The sequence below is a fragment of the Pseudomonas sp. IPO3778 genome, assembly GCF_013386825.1.
Taxonomy (GTDB): Bacteria; Pseudomonadota; Gammaproteobacteria; order Pseudomonadales; family Pseudomonadaceae; genus Aquipseudomonas.
The window spans coordinates 1-17,654 of sequence record NZ_JACARC010000088.1 but is presented as its reverse complement, the minus strand read 5'-3'; the positions used below and the strand labels follow the sequence as shown (position 1 = coordinate 17,654).

General features: G+C 59.8%; 14 protein-coding genes and 4 tRNA genes. 10 read left to right on the top strand and 8 right to left on the bottom strand.

What is annotated here, in order from left to right:
• Positions 1-152: 152 nt before the first annotated feature.
• Positions 153-695: a TetR/AcrR family transcriptional regulator gene (locus HX855_RS31330; RefSeq protein WP_177091171.1), complete on the bottom strand. Its 543-nt coding sequence runs from the start codon at positions 693-695 to the stop codon at positions 153-155.
• A gap of 91 nt (positions 696-786) precedes the next feature.
• Between HX855_RS31330 and HX855_RS31325 the strand changes: the two genes are divergently transcribed.
• The 5 genes from HX855_RS31325 to HX855_RS31305 all read left to right on the top strand — a co-directional run bounded on the left by HX855_RS31325 (position 787) and on the right by HX855_RS31305 (position 7,212).
• Positions 787-1,980 carry an MFS transporter gene (locus HX855_RS31325; protein ID WP_177091169.1) on the top strand — a complete coding sequence of 398 codons (1,194 nt, stop codon included), beginning with the start codon at positions 787-789 and terminating at the stop codon, positions 1,978-1,980.
• A 41-nt stretch (positions 1,981-2,021) separates the two neighbouring features.
• On the top strand, positions 2,022-2,333 hold the full coding sequence (locus tag HX855_RS31320) for a cupin domain-containing protein (protein ID WP_177091167.1): 312 nt from the start codon (positions 2,022-2,024) through the stop codon (positions 2,331-2,333).
• Between the two features lie 106 nt (positions 2,334-2,439).
• The gene (locus tag HX855_RS31315; RefSeq protein WP_177091165.1) at positions 2,440-3,594 is read left to right on the top strand and encodes a TDT family transporter; all 1,155 of its coding nucleotides are present in this window, start codon (positions 2,440-2,442) and stop codon (positions 3,592-3,594) included.
• Between the two features lie 83 nt (positions 3,595-3,677).
• Positions 3,678-5,552 carry an MFS transporter gene (locus tag HX855_RS31310; protein ID WP_177091163.1) on the top strand — a complete coding sequence of 625 codons (1,875 nt, stop codon included), beginning with the start codon at positions 3,678-3,680 and terminating at the stop codon, positions 5,550-5,552.
• Positions 5,553-5,727: 175 nt separating this feature from the next.
• Entirely contained in the window at positions 5,728-7,212 is a 1,485-nt protein-coding gene (locus HX855_RS31305) for a M91 family zinc metallopeptidase (RefSeq protein WP_177091161.1), read from the top strand.
• A 60-nt stretch (positions 7,213-7,272) separates the two neighbouring features.
• Here HX855_RS31305 and sugE read toward each other — a convergent pair whose 3' ends face one another.
• The 3 genes from sugE to rdgC form a co-directional block, all read right to left on the bottom strand.
• The gene (gene sugE / locus HX855_RS31300) at positions 7,273-7,587 is read right to left on the bottom strand and encodes a quaternary ammonium compound efflux SMR transporter SugE (protein WP_010166396.1); all 315 of its coding nucleotides are present in this window, start codon (positions 7,585-7,587) and stop codon (positions 7,273-7,275) included.
• A 107-nt stretch (positions 7,588-7,694) separates the two neighbouring features.
• Complete coding sequence (locus HX855_RS31295; protein ID WP_177091159.1) at positions 7,695-8,660, bottom strand: bile acid:sodium symporter family protein; 966 nt, start codon at positions 8,658-8,660, stop codon at positions 7,695-7,697.
• Positions 8,661-8,816: 156 nt separating this feature from the next.
• Positions 8,817-9,737: a recombination-associated protein RdgC gene (rdgC, locus tag HX855_RS31290; protein WP_008430455.1), complete on the bottom strand. Its 921-nt coding sequence runs from the start codon at positions 9,735-9,737 to the stop codon at positions 8,817-8,819.
• A gap of 160 nt (positions 9,738-9,897) precedes the next feature.
• On the opposite strand from rdgC, the gene HX855_RS31285 reads away from it, so the two are divergent.
• Both HX855_RS31285 and HX855_RS31280 read left to right on the top strand, forming a co-directional pair.
• A tRNA-Val gene (locus tag HX855_RS31285) sits at positions 9,898-9,973 on the top strand.
• Positions 9,974-9,992: 19 nt separating this feature from the next.
• Positions 9,993-10,069: transfer RNA gene (locus HX855_RS31280), tRNA-Asp, on the top strand.
• Between the two features lie 147 nt (positions 10,070-10,216).
• On the opposite strand, the gene HX855_RS31275 is transcribed toward HX855_RS31280, so the two are convergent.
• The 3 genes from HX855_RS31275 to HX855_RS31265 all read right to left on the bottom strand — a co-directional run bounded on the left by HX855_RS31275 (position 10,217) and on the right by HX855_RS31265 (position 14,225).
• On the bottom strand, positions 10,217-12,640 hold the full coding sequence (locus tag HX855_RS31275) for a TonB-dependent siderophore receptor (protein WP_177091157.1): 2,424 nt from the start codon (positions 12,638-12,640) through the stop codon (positions 10,217-10,219).
• Positions 12,641-12,718: 78 nt separating this feature from the next.
• Positions 12,719-13,699, bottom strand: coding sequence for a FecR family protein (locus HX855_RS31270; protein ID WP_177091155.1), 981 nt, complete (start codon positions 13,697-13,699; stop codon positions 12,719-12,721).
• A gap of 7 nt (positions 13,700-13,706) precedes the next feature.
• Complete coding sequence (locus tag HX855_RS31265; protein WP_177091153.1) at positions 13,707-14,225, bottom strand: sigma-70 family RNA polymerase sigma factor; 519 nt, start codon at positions 14,223-14,225, stop codon at positions 13,707-13,709.
• Between the two features lie 201 nt (positions 14,226-14,426).
• Between HX855_RS31265 and HX855_RS31260 the strand changes: the two genes are divergently transcribed.
• Positions 14,427-14,502 (top strand) — tRNA-Val (locus HX855_RS31260).
• 19 nt (positions 14,503-14,521) lie between these two features.
• A tRNA-Asp gene (locus tag HX855_RS31255) sits at positions 14,522-14,598 on the top strand.
• Positions 14,599-14,682: 84 nt separating this feature from the next.
• Here the strand turns inward: HX855_RS31255 and HX855_RS31250 are convergent.
• On the bottom strand, positions 14,683-16,191 hold the full coding sequence (locus HX855_RS31250) for an MFS transporter (protein WP_177091151.1): 1,509 nt from the start codon (positions 16,189-16,191) through the stop codon (positions 14,683-14,685).
• Positions 16,192-16,298: 107 nt separating this feature from the next.
• On the opposite strand from HX855_RS31250, the gene HX855_RS31245 reads away from it, so the two are divergent.
• A complete protein-coding gene (locus HX855_RS31245; protein ID WP_177091149.1) occupies positions 16,299-17,219 on the top strand; it encodes a LysR family transcriptional regulator in 921 nt (306 codons plus the stop codon).
• Positions 17,220-17,654 lie beyond the last annotated feature (435 nt).

The window sequence follows — 17,654 nt, the reverse complement described above, 5'->3', positions numbered from 1 at the left end:
GGGCATGCCGAGCCTAGGCGAGGCACCGAGTGGTGGGGCAAAGACCTTTTGGTTACTTTTGGGGCGTTTTCCAAAAGTGACCCGCCGTAAGGGCGGAACCCTAAGCCGCCGTTACCGCAGCACCGGATATACACCCAAACCCACAAACCCCCTCACCGCAGCAAAGCCAATTCAATCAGCTCATGCAGCTCCTCAACCGGCAGCGGCGCGGTGGAAAAGAGGCTGCGGAACGCGGTGGGCGCAACGATCAGGTTGATCAGCCTGTCCACGCTGGTGGTTTGAGCGTCGTCGGGGTAGCGATCCAGGATCGTCTCCAATTGCCCGGTGAGGATCCCCACGCAATACCCCGGCGCCTGGCTGCATTGCACGTCGCGCATCATCTCCCGGCCAAGGTCCGAACTCATTTCATCGCGATATTGCTCACCCCAGGCCCGCAGGTCGCCCCGCAGGCTGCCGGTGTTGGCCGGCTCGCTGTCCGGGCGCAGACGGGCCATGGCGACGTCTGCCAGCAGCGCAGCAAGGTCTCCCCAGCGACGGTAGATGGTCGAGGGCGTGACGCCGGCACGAGCGGCAATCTGCGGCACCGTCACGCTGGAACGCTCCTGCTCTTCGAGCAACTGGCGCACCGCCGAATGAACGGATTCTTGTACCCGGGCACTACGGCCCCCCGGGCGGAGCCCTTCTTTTATCGCCATGGGTAAAACCTTAACACAAAGAATTTGCTTTAAGCGCCATCCAGTAGCACACTCCGCAAAAGCAAAATATTAGCTTTAGCGGAGCGTGCCCATGTCCAGCGTTACTTCCCACCGTTCCAGCCTGGTGTTCCTGGCGATCACCTTGCTGACGTTCCTCGCCGCTTCCAGCGCGCCGACGCCGTTGTATCACCTCTATCAGGAAGGCCTGCACTTCTCGGCGGCGATGCTGACCCTGGTGTTCGGGATCTACGCCTTGAGCCTGTTGGCCGCGTTGCTGACCGTGGGTTCACTGTCGGACCACCTTGGGCGCAAGCCGGTGATTTTTGCCGCGCTGCTCCTCGATATGCTGGCGATGCTGCTGTTTATCAATGCCGACAGCGTCGGCTGGCTGATTGCCGCCCGCACGGTACAAGGCTTTGCCACCGGCATGGCCACCGCCGTACTGGGCGCGGCGCTGCTCGACACCGACCGCCAGCAAGGCCCGCTGATCAACAGCGTGGCGCCTTTGCTGGGGATGGCCTGCGGTGCCATGGGCTGCAGCCTGCTGGTGGAGTTCGCGCCAATGCCCACCACGTTGATTTACTGGACCTTGCTCGGCTTGATGCTGGCCCAGGCGCTGTACGTCTGGCGCTTGCCGGAGACGGTCAGCCGGATTCCCGGTGCGCTGGCCTCGCTGTGGCCCACCCTGCATGTGCCGCCCCAGGCCCGTCGTGCCTTGTGGATTTCGCTGCCGGTGGATGTGGCGGTGTGGGCCATGGGCGGTTTTTACCTGTCCCTGGCGCCCTCGCTGGTACGGGCGGCGACCGGGTCTACCTCGAACCTGATCGGTGGCGCTCTGGTGGCGGTGTTGACCCTGAGCGGTGCGGTGATGATTTTCAGCCTGCGCAACCGCCCGGCCGACAAGGTGCTGCGTTTGGGCGCCGTGCTGTTGGCGGTAGGGGTTGCGCTGATCCTCACGGCCGTCCACAGCGCCAGCCTGCCGCTGTTCTTCATCGCCACGCTGATTGCCGGCGGCGGCTTTGGCTCGGGGTTCCTCGGCGCACTGCGCAGCGTTTTACCGTTGGCATTGCCCCATGAGCGGGCCGGTTTGATGTCGGCGTTCTATGTGCTGAGCTACCTGGCGTTCTGCGTGCCATCGCTGTTGGCGGGCAACCTCACCCGCAGCTTCGGCTTGATCGCCACCACGGACGGCTATGGCGTGGTATTGATCGTGCTGGCACTCGGTGCGTTGGTGGCGCTGTTGTTGCAGGATTTGGCCAAGAGCAGGGCGACGGCGGGCAGTTGATTCAGTAATAATCCGCCACCCGTACGCTTTGGGATTCACCCATGAAGATCATCCGCAGCAAGGACTTCACCGGCAGTCGCGCCTGGGAGGCGCTGGACATCGCCAACATGAACGGTATCACCACCCGCTTGCACTGGACGGACCAGCCGTACCGCTGGCACGTGAATGACGGTGAGGAAGTGTTCGTGGTACTCGATGGCCAGGTGCAGATGCATTACCGCGAAAACGGCGTCGAACGGACGGCCTTGCTACAGGTGGGCGACATCTTCTATGCCAGCGTCGGCACCGAGCACGTGGCCCATCCACAGGGCCCGGCGCGCATTCTGGTGATTGAAACCGAAGGCAGCCTTTAACTCTATATCTGCGAAACAGATAACAGTTAGAGATATTACCCGTTATATAGATATTCGATTGGGTTCTACCATGGTCTCAACCTCATACGAGGAAGAGGATTTCACCATGACTTGCCCCAATACAATCCAAAGCAGCTTGAAACCCTTCAGTCACCTGACCCGTCCCCGGGAAGTGATTCGCCAGTTCACCCCCAACTGGTTTGCCGCCACCATGGGCACCGGGGTGCTGGCGCTGGCGCTGGCCCAATTGCCGGTCAACGTGCCGGGCTTGCGCGCCGTGGCCGAAGGGTTGTGGCTGTTTACCATCGGCCTGTTTGTACTGTTCAGTGTGCTGTACGCGGTGCGCTGGGTGATGTTTTTTCACGAGGCCCGGCGCATTTTCGGGCACTCCACGGTGTCGATGTTCTTCGGCACCATCCCCATGGGCCTGGCGACCATCATCAATGGTTTCCTGCTGTTTGGCCTGCCGCGCTGGGGCGATGGCGTGGTGCAACTGGCCGAAGTGCTGTGGTGGCTGGACGTGGCGATGGCGTTGGCCTGCGGGGTGTTGATCCCGTTCATGATGTTTACCCGCCAGGAACACAGCATCGACCAGATGACCGCCGTGTGGCTGTTGCCGGTGGTGGCCGCCGAAGTTGCCGCCGCCAGCGGTGGCCTGCTGGCGCCGCATCTGGCGGATGCCCACTCGCAACTGGTGATTCTGGTGACCAGCTACGTGCTGTGGGCATTTTCCCTGCCGGTGGCGTTCAGCATCCTGACCATCCTGATGCTGCGCATGGCCCTGCATAAACTGCCCCACGCCAATATGGCCGCGTCGAGCTGGCTGGCCCTCGGCCCCATCGGCACCGGCGCCTTGGGCATGTTGGTGCTGGGGGGCGATGCACCGGCCATCTTCGCGGCCAACGGCTTGCCCGGTGTGGGTGAAATGGCCAACGGTATCGGCCTGGTGGCCGGCATCACCCTGTGGGGGTTTGGTTTGTGGTGGATGTTGATCGCGGTGTTGATCACCGTGCGTTACCTGCGGGCCGGGATTCCGTTCAACCTGGGTTGGTGGGGGTTCACCTTTCCATTGGGCGTCTACTCGCTGGCCACGCTGAAACTGGCGAGCACATTGCACCTGGGCTTCTTCAGTATTGTGGGCAGTGTGCTGGTGGCGGCGCTGGCGCTGATGTGGCTGATCGTGGCCAAGCGCACGGTGCAAGGTGCCTATAAAGGTGAGCTTTTTGTTTCGCCGTGCATTGCAGGACTAGCGAATAAGTAATCGGGATTAGGTAAAGTCGTGGCCTGACTTTCTATAACAGCCTAAAGGCGATAACAGTCTCAGGCCACGCAGGAACACGGACGATGAGCCACCCCTCGCAATTCACTTTGCTGCGCAAACGGCGCTTCCTGCCGTTCTTCATTACCCAGTCCCTCGGGGCGTTCAACGACAATATCTTCAAGCAGTCGTTGATCCTGGCGATCCTCTACAAGTTGACCATCGAGGGCGACCGTTCGATCTGGGTCAACCTCTGCGCCCTGCTGTTCATCCTGCCGTTCTTCCTGTTCTCGGCCCTGGCCGGGCAATTTGGCGAGAAATTCAACAAGGATGCGCTGATCCGGGTGATCAAGATCGGTGAGATCGTGATCATGTCCGTGGGGGCGGTGGGTTTTATGTTCAACCACCTGGAATTGATGCTGCTGGCGCTGTTTGCCATGGGCACACACTCGGCGCTGTTCGGCCCGGTGAAGTACTCGATCATGCCCCAGGCCTTGCACGAAGATGAACTGGTGGGCGGCAACGGCCTGGTGGAGATGGGTACGTTCCTCGCCATCCTGGCCGGCACCATCGGTGCCGGGATCATGATGTCCTCCACCCATTACGCGCCGGTGGTCTCCATTGCGATCGTCGGCATCGCGGTGCTGGGCTACCTGGCCAGCCGCAGCATTCCCCGCGCTGCGGCTTCCAGCCCTGAGATGCGCCTGAACTGGAACATCTTCAGCCAGTCCTGGGCCACCTTGAAGCTGGGCCTGGGGCAGACGCCGGCGGTGTCGCGCTCAATAGTCGGCAACTCGTGGTTCTGGTTTGTCGGCGCGATCTACCTGACGCAAATCCCGGCCTACGCCAAGGAATGGATGTACGGCGATGAGACGGTGGTCACGCTGATCCTCACGGTGTTCTCGGTGGGCATCGCCCTGGGGTCGATGCTCTGCGAGAAACTGTCCGGGCGTAAGGTGGAAATCGGCCTGGTACCGTTCGGCTCCTTTGGGTTGACCGTGTTTGGCCTGCTGCTGTGGTGGCATTCCGGCGGTTTCCCGCAGAACGTCCAGGCCAACGACTGGATTGCGGTGCTGGGCTACGGTCAGGCGTGGTGGGTGTTGTTCGATATCCTTGGCCTGGGCGTATTCGGCGGCTTCTATATCGTGCCGCTGTACGCACTGATCCAGTCGCGTACCGCCGAGAACGAGCGGGCGCGGGTGATTGCCGCCAACAACATCCTCAACGCGCTGTTCATGGTGGTCTCGGCGATTGTGTCGATCGTGTTGCTGAGCGTGGCCAAGCTGTCGATCCCCGAGCTGTTCCTGGTGGTGTCGCTGCTGAACATCGCAGTCAACACCTACATCTTCAAGATCGTGCCCGAGTTCACCATGCGTTTCATGATCTGGCTGCTGGGCCATTCCATGTACCGCGTCGAGCATAAGAACCTCGACCTGATCCCGGACGAGGGCGCGGCACTGCTGGTGTGCAACCACGTGTCGTTTGTCGATGCGCTGCTGATTGCCGGTTCGGTGCGTCGGCCGATTCGCTTTGTCATGTACTACAAGATCTATCGTCTACCGGTGCTGAACTTCATCTTCCGCACGGCCGGTGCGATTCCGATTGCCGGGCGGCATGAGGATATCCAGATCTATGAAAAAGCGTTCCAGAGGATTGCGCACTACCTGAAAGACGGCGAACTGGTGTGCATCTTTCCGGAAGGCAAATTGACCTCCGACGGTGAGATGAACGAGTTCCGCGGCGGTGTGACGCGGATTCTTGAAGAGACACCGGTGCCGGTGATCCCGATGGCGTTGCAGGGGTTGTGGGGAAGTTTCTTCAGTCGTGATCCGAACAAGGGGTTCTTTCATCGGATCTGGTCGCGGGTGACGTTGGTGGCTGGCGCGCCAGTGACCGTGGAGGTGGCAACGCCCGAGGCGCTGCAGGGTCTGGTTGGCACGTTGAGGGGCGATCTCAAGTAGTCATGTTCGTGTGCTCAGGACCTTCTGCTCAGTAGGGCCTGAGCAACGACTGGTTTTGCTGTGGGACAACGCTCACAGTTTGGTGTTTCGGGTAAAAAATCACTCATCCTCCGGAACCATTTCGTTCTAGTTACCACGCAGTCATCGTAGTTATCTAACGCTAAGGATGATTTCGATGAATATGCAATTGAGTACTAACCCTCCTGCTTCACAATCGCCGTTACAAACGCTTTCTGCAGCACCTTCGGATACGTTACAGGCTAAACAAGGGGAGCCTTCTGCGCCGATAAAGATCACCCCGAATATGCCGTTCAATGAAGGTGGGGTTGAGATAGATTTAAGTGTTCGCGGCGGCGGCCGTGGTTTTTATTCCCCGCCAAAAGATCAGGATCTAAAGATTAAGACCGGCGACAGTGCGGACAAAGTTCATATTAAAAAGTCGGCTGATGGAGGATTGATCGCCGAGATCAATGGCAAGACCTACGACATTCCTTTTGATACCAAGAGTAATGGTCAACAACATCTTGAAATTCAAACCAACGGTGGAGACGACAACGTCACTGTTGACGACGACGTGAAAGTACCCGTCAGTGTGAAGCTGGGAGCCGGTAACGATCGATTCAACGCTGGCGGCGGTAGGACCAATGTCTACGGCGGTGCCGGTAATGACACCATTCAATTGGGCAGCGGTGTCGGGTATGCCGAGGGCAATGATGGGGATGACACGATCACCGGAGGCTCGGCTTATAGCGTCATGTATGGGGGCAATGGTAACGACAAGTTGCGGGGAGAAGGTGGTAGCACCTACATGGACGGTGGCACCGGCAATGATTCGCTGCGTGGGGGCGGTGGGAAGAACGTCATGAATGGCGGGAAGGGAAATGATGTTGTAGACGGTGGTGCCGGTGAAAATACAATTTATACCGGCAAGGGCCGTGATACGGTTAATTCAGTATCTGACGAAGATATTATTTATGGGAAGAAAGACGACAGTATAAAACGCACGAAGGATTCGAAGTTAGTCGAGGTGGCACCGTCCGACGTAGGCAGCAAAGCCTTTAAGGTTGAGGGCAGTAATGAGTTCAAGCAAGTTGTTGAGGATGATCTGGAGTTCTTGCGAGGTTCTCCAACCGGGGAGAAATTACTGGAGGGGTTAGATAAGACGCCTGGTCCTATAACCATCCGGGAGCAGCCTGAGGGTGGGGCGGCTTTCTACAACTATGGGCGTAAGGGCGTTGACCTTGGAGACCCGCGAGTAGAACCGCCCAATGACTCGGAACATGGGTATATCACCAATGGGGTTGCCGGTGCACCGGCTGACGATGCGACGATTCTCTACGGTCGTGCGTTCGTGGTGGAAGAGCATGAACGGCCGCCGATTATTCCGGTATTCCATGAGATGTCTCATGCGTTCAATGGTGTCAACGGGACGGCATTGCCTGGTGAGACGCCGGTTGGGGCTGATCCGGCTGATCCTTACAAGCCAAAATCAGAATCGAACAGGGAGCGGCAGGCCGTAGGCCTACCGACAAACGCCGATCCTTTCGATTTTGATAATGACCCCTCAACGCCACCAACCAATACAAACCCGGAGTGGGCGACTGAAAATGGGTTTGCCAAAGAGTTGCGGACATCGCTGCGTGCGCGGTATTTCAGTTGACCGTGTGTGAGTGAAGGGAAGGGTGGACGTTCAGTCCATCCTTCACTGAGCGTGCGGCGCCTAAGCGCTGATCTTGAGCCCGATCAGCCCACAGATAATCAACGCCACACTGGCCAGCCGGAACAACGCCATGGATTCCCCAAACAGGATAATCCCGGCAATCACCGTGCCCACCGCACCGACACCGGTCCAGATGGCATAGGCGGTGCCAAGTGGCAGCTCCTTCATGGCCAGCCCCAGCAACCCCAGGCTGATGGCCATGGCGGCAATCGTCAGGGCCGTGGGCAGTGGCTTGCTGAAACCGTCGGTGTACTTCAGGCCGACGGCCCAGCCGACTTCAAACAGTCCGGCAAAAAACAGAATGATCCAGGACATGATGACCTCGCTTCTATAAGGCGGGGTCGTCCCCTGATTAATCGTACGATAGCGTCGCGAGGTCGTCCCCGCGAAGCCCGGTAGAGTGCCGAATATTGATCAGGTGATCAAGTTTCGGACTTGCTTGCCAGCAGCTCTCGGTCTTCCTTTTCGCTCATCCGCCGGAAGTACGTCGACAGCAACGCCCCGGAAATATTGTGCCAGACGCTGAACAATGCGCTCGGCACCGCCGCCAGCGGCGAGAAGTGCGCACTCGCCAACGCGGCGCCCAGGCCTGAGTTCTGCATGCCCACTTCCAGCGACAGGGATTTGCGCTGCGCCAGCGGCAGCCCGAACAGGCGGCCGGTGAAATAGCCCAGCAGGAAGCCAAAGCTGTTATGCAGGATCACCACGGCCATGATCAGCAGGCCCGACTCGGCAATCTTTGCCTGGCTGGCGGCAACTACCGCAGCGACGATCGCCACGATGCTCACCACCGACACCAGCGGCAACACCTCCACCGCATGCCGTACCCGACTGCCCAGCAGTCGTTGCGCCACCACGCCCAACACGATCGGTAGCAGCACCACTTGCAGGATCGACCAGAACAATTCCATGAACGACACCGGTAACCAGGCCGAGGCCAGCAGCCAGATCAGGGCGGGCGTCAGCAGCGGGGCGAGGAGGGTGGTGACGGCGGCGATGGCCACCGACAGCGCCAGATCGCCGCGGGCCAGCCAGGTCATGACGTTGGAGGACGTGCCGCTTGGGCAGCAACCGACGAGGATCACGCCGACGGCAATTTCCGGTGGCAGGTGAAAGACCTGGCACAACAGCCATGCCACGCCGGGCATGATCACGAAGTGCGCAACCACGCCCAATGCCACGCGCCACGGGTGGCGCGCGACTTCAGCAAAGTCTTCAAGTTTGAGGGTCAGCCCCATGCCGAACATCACCAGGCCCAACAGCGGCACGATGGCGCCTTTGAGGCCGATAAACCAGGCCGGTTGCAGGAACGCGAGCACGGCAAAAATCAGCACCCAGTAGGCGAAGGTATTGCCGACGAAGCGGCTCAAGGCGGCGAGTGCGCGCATGGGGTGGGTCCTTGTTATTAGAATGCTGGAAGTGCTAACCCGATCAACTGTGGGAGCTGGCTTGCCTGCGATAGCGTCACCCGGGTGGAACTGATAAACCGAGGTGCCCGCATCGCAGGCAAGCCAGCTCCCACATTGACTGTGCCCACTTAAGACTTAGATGCCTTGTGGGGTCTCTTCACCGCCCAAGGCCTCAACCAACGCCGGCAGGAAGTCGCCAAACGTCAGCATCATCAGGGTAAAGCTGGCGTCCTGCTGGCCCAGCGCTTCGTCGCCGCCGTCCTGTTCCGCCTGGTCCTGCAGCAGGTCTTCGAACTTCAGGCGCTTGACGGTCATTTTGTCGTCCAGCATGAAGGACAGCTTGTCCTGCCACGCCAGGGACAATTGGGTCACGACTTTGCCGGTGGTCAGGTGCAGCTGGATTTCTTCGCCGGTCAGGTCCTGGCGCTTGCAGCGCACGATGCCGCCGTCTTCGTGGGTGTCGCGCAGTTCGCATTCGTCGAGGACGAAGAAGTCATCGGCCGGCTTCTGGGTGGTGACCCAGTCGGTCATGATGGCGGTTGGCGCGGTTTTCACGGTCAGTGGGCGTACCGGCAGGGTGCCGATGACTTCACGCAGGGTGGACAGCAGGTCTTCGGCGCGTTTCGGGCTGGCGGAGTTCACCAGGATCAGGCCCTGTTTTGGCGCGATAGCGGCAAAGGTCGACGAGCGACGGATAAACGCGCGCGGCAGGAAGGCCTGGATGATTTCATCCTTGATCTGGTCGCGTTCCTTTTTGTAGACCTTGCGCATTTGCTCGGCTTCGATCTCTTCGACCTTTTCCTTCACCGCGTCACGCACCACGCTACCCGGCAGGATACGTTCTTCCTTGCGCGCTGCGATCAGCAGGAAATCACCGCTGACGTGCACCAGGGGCGCGTCTTCGCCTTTACCGAAAGGGGCGACGAAACCGTAAGTGGTCAACTCCTGGCTTGCACAAGGGCGCGCCAGTTTGGTGGCCAGTGCAGTTTCCAACGCCTCGGCATCAACAGGCAGATCTTGGGTCAGGCGATAGATAAGCAGGTTTTTGAACCACATGGGGTGAGTCTCTCCTTATATACAAAGGGGGCATTATTCTCCTCATGGCGCCATAGGCCAACCCTCGCTAAGCCATTGGAAGGCCTGAAAAAAATTATTTAAGAAAGTGCTTGCCAGACTATGGGTCGCTCCGTAGAATGCGCGCCACACCGAAAGTGAAGGGTGATTAGCTCAGCTGGGAGAGCGTCTGCCTTACAAGCAGAATGTCGGCGGTTCGATCCCGTCATCACCCACCATTCGCTTTATGTGTTACGCGCAGCGGTAGTTCAGTCGGTTAGAATACCGGCCTGTCACGCCGGGGGTCGCGGGTTCGAGTCCCGTCCGCTGCGCCATATTCGGTCACCTGGAACGCTGAACGCCAGGTACCACGGAAAGCCCGCTCATTGAGCGGGCTTTTTGCTGTCTGGGGTTTGTAAAAAGCCTTGGACATAAAAATGCCCCCGATCACGTGCAGTGATCGGGGGCGTTTTTTATTGGCTTTAGAAATCCCAGCGGGTGGTGACCATGAAGTTGCGTGGCTCACCATAAGCGGCGGAGTTATAGAAGCCGATGTTGGTGTAGTAGGACTTGTCGAAGAGGTTGTTGACGTTCAGCGTCGCCGACACGTTCTTGGTGATCTGGTAGCGGGTCATCAGGTCCACCAGCCAGTACGCTTCCTGGGAAAACTCTTCATAACCGCCATGGGGGGTATTGTAGATGTCCTGCCAGCCGACGCTCTGCCAGCGCACGCCGCCGCCGACGGTCAGCTTGTCCAGGTCGCCCTTGAGCTTATAGGTGGTGTACAGCTTGACTTGGTCTTCAGGCTCGAACGTCGAAATCTTCAGATCCTGGTCGTCACGCACCACCTTGTGGGTGTAGCCGGCCTGAATCTGCCAGCCCGGGCTCAGCTCGCCGGACACTTCCAGCTCATAGCCCTTTGTGACGGCCTTGGTGCCCTTGTAGGCATAGTTCTGCGGCGTAGGTATCAGGTTGTTGTAGTCGTCGTCGGAAACGGCGCGGTTGTTTTCGTGGATCTCGAAATACGCCGCGCTGGCGTTCAGCCGGCCGTCGAAGAAATCAGCCTTCACACCCAGTTCATAGTTCTGGCCTTCGTCCGGCTCAAGCAATTGGTTCTGCCGGTCGCGGTTGTAGTTTTCCTGGGGCATGAAGATATCGGTGTAGCTGGCGTAGACCGAGTAGGTTTCATTCAGGTCGTACACCGCGCCCACATACGGTACAAAGCGTCCGGTTTCGCGGTAGGACGGGTTATTGCCGGTCAGGTGATAATTGACCACCCGTCCCCCGAGCAGCAGCTTCAGGTCATCGGCCAGGTTCAGGCGCGTGGTCATATAGGCGCCGGTCTGGCGGATGGTGTCATCGATGTATTGCTGCGGAGCGCCCCAGTAAGGTTGGGGGGCGTGACCGTGCCAGTTATTGAAGTCGACGAGGTTGGGGGCGAGGTTCCAGTAGCCCTTGCCGTTCCAGTCGGAAATGCCGATGGAGCCGCCCACTACCAGTTCATGCTCACGGCCGCCCAGGCTGAAGGGGCCGCTTGCGTACAGGTCGGCGGAGTCGCTGACGGTTTCCCCGGTGTATTTTTGCGAAGTGATCTGTGCGGTGCCGTCTGCCCGTGGCTCGTCACCCTGAATCGAAGCCATCAGCGCATGGTAGCCGTTGATCTTGTGGTCCAGTTGCAGCTTGGTGACCCAGCCATTGCCGAGGTCATGTTCAAGCATGGCGAAGGCGGTGCGGGTGTATTGCTCCCAACTGCTCCAGTTCGCGGCGTTGTTGAACGAGCGCTTTACGCTATTGCGATCGCCATTGGCGTTGATCAGCGGGAAGCTGCCGGACCAGCTCGAGGCGGTGGGCAAGCTGTCCTGATAGTCGCCACCCACGGTCAGCATCGTGTCGGGGGACAGGTCGAACTCCATGATGCCGTAGTACACCGGGCTTTTGCGTGAGTAACGGTCCATGAACGAGCGCTTGTCCTGGTAGGCCGCGACCGCTCGGCCACGCACGTTGCCGCTTTCGGTCATCGGGCCGCTCACATCCAGTTCGCTGCGGTAATTGTCCCAGGAACCCGCGCCGAGGCTGGCATGGCCCTGGAAATCTGCCGTGGGCTTCTTGCGCACCAGGTTGATCGTGGCCCCCAGCGAGCCCGCACCGGTGAGCAGGCCGGTGGCGCCTTTAAGCACCTCGACCCGGTCATAGATCGCCATGTCGCTCAGGGTATTACCCGCCGAATAGGCAACGTTGCGCGCGGTGGAAGGAATGCCATCGTACTGGAAGTTGTTGATGGAGAAACCACGAGCGTAGTAGTTGGTGCGGTCGGTGTCGAAGGCCGACACGGTGATGCCCGGGGTGTGGCGCATCACATCGTCGACGTTATTCAGGCCGAAGTCATCCATGTGTTTGCGGGTGACCACGGTTACCGATTGCGGGGTTTCCTTGGGGGTCAACACCAGTCGTGTCGCCGTCGCAATGCTGCCTGGAGTGTAGGAATCAGTCCCTTCAGTAACGTTGCCCAACTGGTTGGAGCTGACCTGCGTCGGGCCGAGCTCCATGGCGCCAGTAGCCGCAGGAATGGCTTCCACTGCGTACACCTGATTGCCTTTGATCACCCGGTAGCCACTGCCTTGAAGCAACCTGTCGAACCCCGCGTCCACACTGTAAGTGCCCTTCAGCCCCGGCCCATTGAGCCCCTCCAGGTTCTGGGACTGGAACACAATGGCCACGCCTGCTTGCTGGGCAAACCGGTTGAGTGTGGCACCCAGTGGCCCTGCAGGAATGTCGTAGGCTTGTGCCGCGACGTTGACCGTGTCGGCCTGGGCCAAGTGGATATTCAGCAATGTCGTCGTGAGCAGCGTGAGCGTCAGCGGCGCGCAACTCAACAGGCGCCGACGTGGGCGGGAAGGGATGGGCATGGTGAAGGCAGTCCTTTAGTTGATCGATATACCTTCCTTGACGGGCAGCCCGGAAAAAAGCGGAAGCAATGCGAATAATTATTTTTTACTTTCGGTGCCCAGGCTGACGATCATCAGCCACGGCGTAAAGGTTCTCAGCTTGATGGGCAGGGTTTGGGCCAGCATCTGCAAGGTGCGGTCGGTGTCGTCCAGAGGCAGTACGGCCGAGACCTTGAGATTCGCCAGTGCGGCTCGATCAAACTGCAAGCGGCCCGAACGGTGACGGGCGATCTCGTCCAGCACTTCCGGCAACGGCCGGTTATCCACCACCAGTTGATGGCGGTGCCAGGCGTCGTTGACGCTCGCCGGGTCGATGCTCCCAGACAAACGCACGGCGTCCGCGCTGACCTGCGCCTGCGAGCCGGCGTCAACTTCCAGCGTCTGCTGGCCATTCGCGCTTTTTGCCGCCACGCGGGATTCGAGCATGCTCAGCACGGTCACATCGCCTTCGCGCCTGACCACAAACCGTGTGCCCAACGCGCGCAGGGTGCCCTGGGCGGTCTGCACCACAAACGGCCGCTCGCGATCGTGAGCCACTTCTACCAGGATCTCGCCTTGCAGCAGTTCGATGCGGCGCTGCCGGTTGTCGAAATGCAGGTTCGCCGCACTGATGCCGTTCAACGTCAGCGTGGAGCCGTCCGCCAGGCGCAGGGTCTTCCATTCGCCGGGGCCGTTGTGCACATCGGCCATCCACTGTTGCGGGTAAGGGCTGTAGAGCAGCGCCGCAGCGGGCAGGGCCAGGCTGCACGCCAATACCAGCGCGCGGCCGTAGTGCCTGCGGGTTTTCCCGGGCCGTGGAAACGCCGCATTCAAGGCCGCCCGCGCCGGGGCTTTTTGCCCACGCAGGGCCTGCATGCGTGCAACCACGTCTTCCATACGCGCGGCAGAAGCGGCGTGTTGTGGGCCTTGCTGCTTCCAGCGTTCGAATGCCTGGCGCTGGGCTTCGGTCAATTCACCTTCGTGCAGGCGAAGCATCCATTCGGCGGCTTGTTCGTCGATCTGTTGGCGGGAGTCAGGCATGCGCGGCTCAGATATCCACGCTGTGGCTGCAATGCAGCAGGGCCTGGATCAGGTATTTTCGGACCGTACGCTCCGACAGTTTCAGTTGGCGGGCGATTTGCTGCTGGGTCAGGTCTTCGAGGTAATACAGCACAAACGCCTGACGCACGTTGTCGTGCATGCCTTCAATAATAAACGCGATGTGTTCAAGGGCTTCCAGGGTGGCGTGGAGCTGTTCAGGCGACTGAAAACCTTCCAGGGTTTCCACCGTCAGCATCAGTTCCTGAAGGTAGGCGTTTTCAATCTGCTTGCGCCGGGCCTGGTCGATGATCAGCCGCCTGGCGGTGGTGCTCAAATAGGCACGGGGTTCGCGAATGCCGGTCACTGACTCCCGCGTGTGCAGAATCCGCGCGAAGGTGTCCTGCGCCACGTCGGCGGCGTTGTGGGTACAGCCCAGTTTTCGGCGCAACCAAGTGTACAGCCAGCCGTGATGCTCGCTGTACAGCTCGGTAATCTCCCGTTGGAACGGCGGTTCACCCACAGACATAAGGCGCGACCCAGGTGTTATTGAGAATAATTGTTAATTGTGGGGCCAAGGCTTGGGCAAACGCAATAGACTCGCGTTTGCACCCAAAGCACCGGTTTTGCAGGGCGCGCGCGGGGAAAGGCAAAATATTTTTAATAAATTGCATTTAAATCATGACATTACGAAAAATTGCTATAGAATGCGCCCCACACCGAAAGTGAAGGGTGATTAGCTCAGCTGGGAGAGCGTCTGCCTTACAAGCAGAATGTCGGCGGTTCGATCCCGTCATCACCCACCATTCGCTTTATGTGTTACGCGCAGCGGTAGTTCAGTCGGTTAGAATACCGGCCTGTCACGCCGGGGGTCGCGGGTTCGAGTCCCGTCCGCTGCGCCATATTCGGTTACCTGGAACGCTGAACGCCAGGTCACCACAGGAAGCCCGCTCATTGAGCGGGCTTTTTTGTGCCTGGGATTCAGGTCAGCGACCGAGTGCCGACTCTGCCTGGATCCGTGCGGGGGCCCGCCGAGCCAGAAATGCACAAACCACCATCGCCGTCAGCAGGGTGAATCCCGCGAGCAATTGCAGCAGGGTGTTAAAGCCTGCGAGGTAGGCCGCGCGCAGTTCGGCCAGTGGAATCGCCGTGCCGGCCTGCAGGACATCACCCATCACCAGTGCTTGTGCAATCACTGAAACATCCGCCGCTACGTTCCCGCGTAAATGGTGCGCAACCAGTGCGCCCAATACTGCCATCGTGATTGCCAACGCCACGCCTTCACTGGCCACGCGGGTCGTATTGAAAATCCCCGCCGCCATTCCCGCGCGCTCTTTCGGCACCACGCTGATCGCCAGGCCATCCATCAGGCCCCACGGCAAACCCGTGCCGATCCCGATCACCAGCATCGCGCCGACGGTTTGCCCGGGCTGCCCGGCCAGGCTTAACCCCCACAGGCCCGCCGCCGCAATCAGCAAGCCAATGGCACACAACACACCCGCCGACAGCCAGCGCGTCAGGGTGGCGGCGATCATCGGCACCACCAGCATCGGTGCCGACAGCGCCAGCATCATCAACCCCGCATCCAGCGCGCTGGCGCCTTCCACACCGATAAAACGCAGGGGCAGCAACACGATCAGCACGATGTAGCAGTAACAGGTGCCGATCGGCAGCAACTGCACGCCAAGAAAGCGTGGGAAGCGAAACAGCCGCAAGTCCAGCATCGGTTGGCTTGAGCGATTTTCGACGAGGATAAACACCAGCAGAAATACTGCCGCTGCCACCAGCAGGGCATCAACCAGCGGCGACGTCCAACCGTGTTCCGGGGCGAGGATCACCGCCGTGGTCAGGGCCACCAGCATGGCCGAAAAGGTCAGCAAGCCGGCGGTATCCAACCGCAGCGCCTGCGGGTCGCGACTCTCGCGCATTTTGGGCGCGGCAAACAGCAGCGAGAGGCCAGCGAGCAGGGCGGTGCCGAGGAAAATCGCGCGCCAGCCCCAGTGCTCGATCATCAGCCCCGAGAGCAACGGCCCGAACGCCAGGCCTGCACCGAACGTGGTGCCCAGCAAGCTGAAGGCGCGGGTGCGCGCGTGGCCGTCAAACTCCTGGGCCAGCGCGGCACAGCCACTGGCCAGCGCCGTGGCCGCCGCGACTCCCTGCACGCCACGCAACACATCCAGCCAGAAAATCCCCGGCGCCATTGCCAGTAGCACGGAGACCACGGTGAACAGTGCCATGCCCCACAAGAAAAGGCGCTTTCTCCCATACAGATCAGCGAGGGTGCCGGCCGCCATCAATAGGCTGCCGAAACTCAGCATGAAGGCGTTGGTGATCCACGCCAGTTGGCTGGGCTGGGCGGCAAACGCCTGGCCGATAAACGGCGTGGCGACGGCACCGCCGGTAAAGCTCATGGGCAATACCAGGGCGGCCAGGCAAATCGCGGCCAGGATCGAATATCGGCCAGGGGCGGGCACAGGTTCGTGTGTGATGTTCATCAGTTATTCCCGCAGGTCTGAAGATGTAAAGACTCTAATCAGGATGCAATTGTGGATAAACGGGCTTACATTCCGTTCATAACGGACCCTATGGATGTAATGGCGTGATGGATAACCTGAGTGGCGTGATCGCCTTTGTGAAAACGGCCGAAGCCCTGAGCTTCACCGGTGCGGCCCGCGCGATGGGGATTTCTGCCTCGGCGGTGGGCAAGAACGTCGTCAAGCTAGAGGCGTCGCTGAATGTGCGACTGTTGCACCGCAGCACACGCAAGGTCAGCCTCACCGCCGAAGGCCAGTTATTCTACGAGCGCTGTCGGAAAATTCTCGACGACCTGCAAGACGCCCGCGCCATGCTCTCCCACGCCATGCAGGCGCCCCGGGGCAAGTTGCGGGTCAGCCTGCCCACCATCGGCTATCGCTTTCTTTTTCCCCACATGATGGCGTTCCGCAAAGCCTACCCGGAGATCGAACTGGAACTGGATTTCAACGACCACCTGGTGGACGTGATCGAGGAGGGCTTTGACGTGGTCATTCGCAGCGGGGGGCTGGCGGACTCGACCCTGATGGCGCGCAAACTGGGGCCGTTCCGGTTTGTGCTGTGTGCGTCGCCCGAGTACCTGCGGGATAACGGTCGGCCGCAATCCCTGAGCGACCTTGAGCAGCACCCGTGTTTGCGGTACCGCTTCGCCACCACCGGAAAAATCATGGACTGGACGTTATCCGCCAACCCGGCAATCACTCAATTGCGCCTGCCCACCGCGATGACCCTGAACAACATGGAAGCCATGCTCAGGGCCGCCATGGATGGCCATGGCATTGCTTATGTGCCGGACTTTCTGGCCCGCGAAGCGCTCGCCCAAGGCCAGTTGGAAACCGTGCTCGATGGTCACTGGGATGACCAGGGGCAGTTCTGGGCGTTGTGGCCATCGAGCCGTCATCTCTCACCGAAGATCCGCGTATTCGTCGACTTCGCGGCGGCGCATCTGTTTAACGCCCCGCGCGTCGGTGGCCCGCCTGCGGCTCGGTAATGACGTACTGCGGTTTGCCCTTTTTCAAGGGGGGGCTGCTGTTTTTGATGAGCTGCTTATTTGGCTTTCTTTTTCTTTGAATCGCGGGTGGCGAGTTGTTCGAAGCAGAACGCGGCGGCGCCGAACAGTGCGATCATTGAGAGGACGATCATGCCTAAAGTTGAACTTTCCACGATGACTTCCTGCGGGGGTGATTGGTGTGGAGTTCACAGTAGTGGAGGGGGGATTGGTTGCTCAATAGAGACGACGTAAACGTTATGGCTTGGGTTGAATCTATACGGACTTTTTACGTGGTTGTTGTGTGTATATCCGTTTCTGCGGTAACGGCGGCTTAGGGTTCCGCTCTTACAGCGGGTCACTTTTGGCAAACGCCCCAAAAGTAACCAAAAGGTCTTTGCCCCACCACTCGGTGCCTCGCCTAGGCTCGGCATGCCC